Annotated in this window: 7 protein-coding genes; 5 read left to right on the top strand and 2 right to left on the bottom strand. The window is 68.6% G+C overall.

Annotated elements, in window-relative coordinates:
• Window positions 1-348: 348 nt before the first annotated feature.
• On the bottom strand, window positions 349-975 hold the full coding sequence (locus tag QZY48_RS09990) for an OmpA family protein (RefSeq protein WP_295430621.1): 627 nt from the start codon (window positions 973-975) through the stop codon (window positions 349-351).
• Window positions 976-1,445: 470 nt separating this feature from the next.
• Between QZY48_RS09990 and QZY48_RS09985 the strand changes: the two genes are divergently transcribed.
• From QZY48_RS09985 to QZY48_RS09970, 4 genes are all read left to right on the top strand, one after another.
• Complete coding sequence (locus tag QZY48_RS09985) at window positions 1,446-2,648, top strand: cupin domain-containing protein (RefSeq protein ID WP_295430619.1); 1,203 nt, start codon at window positions 1,446-1,448, stop codon at window positions 2,646-2,648.
• An 89-nt stretch (window positions 2,649-2,737) separates the two neighbouring features.
• Window positions 2,738-3,277 (top strand): hypothetical protein, encoded by a 540-nt coding sequence (locus QZY48_RS09980; protein WP_295430617.1) that lies wholly within the window; start codon window positions 2,738-2,740, stop codon window positions 3,275-3,277.
• A complete protein-coding gene (locus QZY48_RS09975) occupies window positions 3,243-4,103 on the top strand; it encodes a hypothetical protein (RefSeq protein WP_295430615.1) in 861 nt (286 codons plus the stop codon). The genes QZY48_RS09980 and QZY48_RS09975 overlap by 35 nt, the downstream gene beginning before the upstream one ends.
• A gap of 31 nt (window positions 4,104-4,134) precedes the next feature.
• Complete coding sequence (locus QZY48_RS09970; protein WP_295430614.1) at window positions 4,135-4,815, top strand: YceH family protein; 681 nt, start codon at window positions 4,135-4,137, stop codon at window positions 4,813-4,815.
• A 16-nt stretch (window positions 4,816-4,831) separates the two neighbouring features.
• Here QZY48_RS09970 and QZY48_RS09965 read toward each other — a convergent pair whose 3' ends face one another.
• Entirely contained in the window at window positions 4,832-5,149 is a 318-nt protein-coding gene (locus tag QZY48_RS09965; protein WP_295430612.1) for a Uma2 family endonuclease, read from the bottom strand.
• Between the two features lie 236 nt (window positions 5,150-5,385).
• On the opposite strand from QZY48_RS09965, the gene QZY48_RS09960 reads away from it, so the two are divergent.
• A partial coding sequence (locus QZY48_RS09960) for a helix-turn-helix domain-containing protein (protein WP_295430610.1) occupies window positions 5,386-5,568 on the top strand: 183 nt, incomplete at its 3' end.

Here is a 5,568-nt window from a genome sequence, read left to right as displayed (position 1 = left end):
GGTACTTTGGGGTGCGAGCGAATCCGGGGCGCTACGATAAGCTCGATTACGACAACGACAACGACAACGACAACGAAGATGGCACCGCAGCGGACGCGGGGAGCAAAAAAAACCGGCCCCCGGGAAACCCGGGGGCCGGTCGTCCTTTAAGCCTCCGTCGGGGGGGATGAGGCTTATTGGCGGGGTGTCATCCCTTTCTTCCGACCGCAGGAACCCGCGTCGCAACCAACAGGGTCAGCGACAGGTTTCGGTTCGATTGGGGTGCGGGCACCTTGCGGTGCCCGGCAGCGGTGGATTCCTTGACAGCCCCGGAGCGGCGCCCGGAAGGGCCGATCCGGGACCGGACGACTACTGGGAGTACTGCTGGACCTGCTCCGGGCCGAGCTCGGTCACGACCACGCGGCGGCGCAGGGGATTGTTTTCCAGGGGACCCAGGTCGATGACGGCGCCGTCGGCGGCGACATCGTTGCCGCCCTCCCAGGCCATGCCCTTAACCTCGCGGATGGCCGAGGCGGGGTAACCGCGGTCGATCATGTACTGCTTGATGGTGGCGGCGCGGTTCTCGCTCAGCACCTGGTTGTGCGGCAGGCTGCCCAGCTTGTCGGTGTGACCGATAATGCTGACCTGCTCCACCCGCGGGGTCCCCTGGAATTCCTTGATCAGGTCATCGAGCTTGCGCAGTTCTTCGGGGTTGCGGATCTGGTTGAGCTGGTACCGGTCCAGTTCAAACAGCAGGCGCATGACCAGCGGGGCATGAGGCACGAAGGTGTCAGTGCAGGGGGGCAGCTTTTCACCGTCCTGCCCCTGCCAGCACTCGCCGGAGGAGTTGACCCAGGCGGTGGTGGTCGGCGCGGCTTTCCAGTAAAGGCCAATGGAATCGGCGGCGTTGACGCTGACCGGGGCTGCCAGCATGGTGGCCATGACCAGCGGGGCGGCCAGGGCGACGACGCGGAAGGTCTTCTTGTCTTTGCGCATCTTGTGTTTCCTGTTGCAATCAGTTGAGGGAGTTCGGTCGAGAATGCGGCTTGGCGGTCACACCAGGCCGGGAAAAAGCCACACCGGACCTGGACGCTGGCGCCGCGCTACCTCGGTTGCGACCTCACGGAGCTCCCGACACGGCGGTTGCGATGGGTTGAACCTGGGCAAGGTCTGCGGACTGAACATTCGGACGCTGTGATTTTAGCCCAGCACGCATACAAAAGTGCAACTTTTTTTCCTCCTGGCGGCATATTTGCAACGGATGAGCGGCAGGCGCAACAGGAGGGTCGGCAAAATGCCTGTTATGCGCCCAGGTACGGGCCTACCAGACGAGTTTAACTGTTGTGTTCTCGACACAAAACCACATTGTATCGGTCCCCGGATGGGCGGTGTCGCAGGCCGCCCGCGGTCCCGCCGCGGGTCGGCCAGGTCCCATCAACCCTTGTTTCCCTTGATCAGTAAGGCCGATGTCCAGCACCATACCAAAGCGACTCGAATTTCCGTCCGGACTGACGGCCTCCGACTTTCTGCGCGAGTTCTGGCAGCGGCGGCCGCTGCTGATGCGCGACGCCCTGCCCGGCCTGCGCTCGCCCCTGCGCAGCGCTGATCTGGCCGCGCTGGCCGGCGCACCGCGGGTGGAGTCGCGCCTCGTCCTCGAGCGGGGTGTGCGCCCCTGGGAGGTGCGGCACGGCCCCTTCGACGAGGCCCTGTTCGCCACCCTGCCCGAGTCCCACTGGACCCTGCAGGTGCGCGACGTCGACAAACTGGTCCCGGAGGTCGCCTTACTGCTCGATCGCTTCGATTTCCTGCCGCTGTGGCGGCTGGACGACATCACGTTCAGCCTCGCCGCGGATCAGGGTTCGGTGGGGCCCCAGGTCGATGCCGTCGATGTCTTCGTGATCCAGGCCGAGGGCCGCCACCGCTGGCGTATCGATCCCCACCCGGACCCCGCGGCCCCCTGCGTTCCCGGCCTGGATCTGCCGATCCTGGCACACTTCCAGGCGCAGGAGCAGTGGGTGCTGGCGCCCGGGGACTGCCTCTATCTGCCCGCCGGGGTGCCGCGTTGGGGGATCGCCGAGGGCCCCGGCCTGACCTGGTCGCTCGCCCTGCGCGCGCCCCACTGGCAGGAACTGGCCGGCGCCTGGTGCGACCACGCCATCAGGACGCGCCTGCCCCAGGCCCGCTACCGGGACCCCGACCCGCAACCGCATCACCATCGCGGCGAAGTCCCGGCGAGCGTGCTGACGCAGATCCGCCGCCGCATTGAGGAGGCCCTGGGCGGGGCCGACGACGAGGCCTTCGCCGCCTGGTTCGGCGCCCACCTGAGCGGGCCTAAGGAGCACCTGGCGGTCGAGCCGGCGGCGGTCCCCCTGACGGCGCTGACCCTGCGCGCCCTGATCGAGCGGCGCGGCGCGCTCGCGCGCGGGCCCTCGCGGGTCCTGTTCAGCGCCCTGGACCAGGCGCCGCTGCTGCTGTTCGTCGGCGGCGAGACCCACCGGCTGCCGTCGGCGTGCCGCGGCTTCGCGCAACTGCTGTGCGAGTCGCACACCCTCGAGTGGGAGCAGTTGGCCCCCTGGCTGGAGCAACCCGCCTGCCTGGAGGTCCTCTGTACCCTCTACAATCACGGGCACTATGGGATCATTGGCGGCGGGCGGCCCCCGTTCCAATAACCATAACGTCCACAGATGAACACAGTGGATAACTACTCTTTCTGGGATGATCCGAACCCTGGCCCCACCACCCCGGACAGGAGATGACCGTGCAACACCCTCCCCCGCCTCCCGCCCCGGCCTGGCCCGAGCCATCGCCGCGGCCCCACGGCGGCACTGCGCAGCGACTTACCGACCTCCTGTCGATCCGGGAGGCGTGCCTGCGTCTGGCCGCGGACGCCCAGCGGGAATTGCTGATCTTCAGCCGCGACCTGGACCCCGACCTGTACGATCAACTCCCCTTTCTGGACGCGGTGCGGCGCCTCGCCCTGGCGCGGCCCCAGTCCCCGGTGCGGGTGCTGGTGTTCGAGCCACTGGCCCCGGTGCGCGCCGGGCACCGCCTGATCGGGTTGAGCCGGCGCCTGCCTTCCCGGATCGCCGTCCGGCGCGTGGCCGATGACTTCCGCACCCGGATGGACGCCTTTCTCATCAGTGATGGCACGGGCTATTGTCTGCGCCGACTGGCCGACCGCCACGCGGCCCTGGTGGAGTGGCGTGCACCCGGGCCGGCACGGCGCCTGCGCGCCGACTTCGACGAGATCTGGGAGCACAGCGATGAAGACATTGAACTGCGCCGCATTGATCTTTAGCCGGCGATGGGCTGGCCGTTGGGGCATCCCGGGCCTGCTCCTCGCCACCCTCCGCGCCGGTGGCGCGGCGGCGGACTATCCGCTGGAGATGATCGAGCTGCACGCCCGCTTCCCCGACGAACTGATACCGATCCTCGCGCCGCTGGCCGGGACCGACGGGAGCATCGTGGGCGCCAACAACACACTGTTCGTGCGTACATCCCCCGCGCACCTGGCCGAGATCCGGCGCGCCCTGACCACCCTGGACCGGCCCGCGCGCAGCCTGCTGATCCAGGTCCGCCAGAACAGCACCGACGCGACCACCGGGGCCGGGATCGCGGTGCGCGGCGACGCCTGGGACGCCGACCAGGGGCGTCACGGCCGACCCGGGCCGGGCGCCGGCCGGATCGAGGTCGGTGCCGGGCACCGGTCCGCCGGCCGTGACCTCAGCCAGGAGGTCCGCGCCCTGGACGGACACCGCGCCTTCATCGCCATCGGTGAGGAGCGGCCCCTGTCCTACCGGGAACTGGCGGCCGGCCCGGGGGGCACCGTTATCCGCGAGGGCACTAGCTACCAACGCAGCGAGAGCGGCTTCTACGTGGTACCCCGGGTCCAGGGCGACCAGGTGGTCATCGAGGTCGCGACCCGCGCCGACTCGCTTGGGCCCCATGGGTCGCTTCAGACCAGCGACGTCGAGGCCCGGGTGCAGGGCCGCCTCGGGGACTGGATACCGGTAGCACTGCATGACGACACCGCGTCCGTACGCGGCAGCGGCACCCTGTATGCTGAACAGGGACAACGCAGCACCCAGGCACGGGTGGAACTGCGGGTCCTGCCGCTCGACTGATCGGCCCCTCCACCCATGCGAGCCTCTACCCATGACCGTCGACCTGAACGAACCCCTGCTCAACCCCATCGAGGCGCGCATCCTGGGCTGCCTGATGGAGAAACAGCGCACCACCCCGGAACAATACCCACTGACCCTCAACGCCTTGGTCAATGCCTGCAACCAGAAAAGCAGCCGGCAGCCGGTGATGGCCCTGGAGCCCGGCGATGTCGGCCACCAGGTCAACCAGTTACGCGGCCGGGGGCTGGTCCACGCCGCGTTCTCCGGGCGCACGGAGCGCTATGACCACAAGATGGTCGGCACCTACCGTCTGAGCCGCGAGGAACAGGCGGTGCTCACCGTGCTCATGCTGCGCGGACCCCAGACCCTGGGCGAACTGCGCACCAACAGCGCCCGCCTGGCCGAGTTCCCGGACCTGGCGGCCGTGACCGAGACGGTGCGCGCGCTCATGGACCGGGGGCCGGCCCTGGTGATGGAACTGCCCCGGCTGCCGGGCAAACGCGAGGAACGCTACCTGCACCTGCTGTGCGGCGCGCCGGACCCGGCGGAACTTGCCGCCATGACTGCCGCGGCGGCGGCGCCCATGGCAGCGCCGTCACCGGGTGGCGCGCCGGACGGCCGCATCGAGGCCTTGGAGGCGCAGGTCGCGCAACTGCGCACGGAGTTGGATCGGCTGTGGGTATTGACTGGGTTGGCAGAGCAGCAGGAATGAACCCGGGACGCGCACCTTAGCCGCCGCCAAGGAGCCAGGCCATGGTACCGCGCAATCCGATGGATCCAAGTTCCAAGGCGTCATCGCGGTCAAGCCGGATGCGCGTCCAGAAGGCCCCGCCGCGACGGTACAGGGTGCCCTCACCGGTATCCGGATCGAGCAGGAGGTATTCGTCCAGGGAACCCAGCGTCTGGTAGTTGATGCGCTTCTCCCCGTCGTCGACCGCCGCTGTACGCGGGGAGAGGACCTCGACGATCAGGCGCTGCGCACCGTCGCGCTCGCCCAGCAGGTAGTCGCGGGGGCTCACAGGGGGCAGGATGGTCGCGGTGGACATGGGGGTACTCGGGGCCTGACCTGGGTAGCCGCAACGCTAGAGCGGCGGCCGGGCGGCGTCAAGTTGGGCCGCGCCCGGGGGCTTCGATCATCATTGCCGCCACCGCGCCGACTGCGGGGCCGTAGGGTCCGCTGTGCGGACCGGCGACCGCTCGCCCGGCAGGATGGCCGGGGTCATGATCAAGGCCGCGGCGGGGCTTGAACTGTTGCGATTAAAGTTGTACATTTTTTCCAAACATGAGCAAAAAAGTGTACAAAGTAAGGATAGGCGAGGCGGCGGAAGCTCTTGGGGTTTCGCCCGCGACCGTGCGCCGCTGGGAGACCAGTGGCAAGATCACGGCCGAGCGCACCCCCGGCGGACAGCGCCGCTACGACCTGTCGGCGCTGCTGCCCGACAAGTTCAGCCTCGATTCGCCAACG

This window comes from uncultured Thiodictyon sp. (assembly GCF_903828115.1).
In the GTDB taxonomy this organism is placed as follows: Bacteria; Pseudomonadota; Gammaproteobacteria; order Chromatiales; family Chromatiaceae; genus Thiodictyon.
The sequence above is the reverse complement of the archived record's forward strand: the minus strand, read 5'-3'. Positions and strand labels throughout refer to the sequence as shown.